1 protein-coding gene is annotated in these 251 nt (G+C 70.1%); it reads left to right on the top strand.

What is annotated here, in order from left to right:
* Window positions 1-251, top strand: a 251-nt coding sequence (locus ACEN8I_RS24175) for a 3'-5' exonuclease (RefSeq protein ID WP_413331200.1), incomplete at both ends; no start/stop codon positions are given.

Raw genomic sequence — 251 nt, 5'->3', positions numbered from 1 at the left:
TTCCTCGACGCCTTCGTGGACGAGCTGTCCGGGTTCGTCGCCACCGACGACCGTGCCGATCTCGGGGCGTTCCTAGGTTGGATCGACGCGGCTGCCCGTCGAGACGACATGGGACCGCGGTCCGAGGAACCCGAGTCCGGCACCGTGCAGATCCTGACGATCCACGGTTCGAAGGGGCTCGAGTGGGACGCCGTCGCGGTGCCCAGGTTGGTCGAGGGCGCACTGCCGGCCCGCCCGCAGGAGGGCTCGTC

The sequence above is a fragment of the Polaromonas sp. CT11-55 genome, assembly GCF_047303325.1.
In the GTDB taxonomy this organism is placed as follows: domain Bacteria; phylum Pseudomonadota; class Gammaproteobacteria; order Burkholderiales; family Burkholderiaceae_C; genus Polaromonas.
This window is presented reverse-complemented; position numbering and strand designations above follow the sequence as displayed.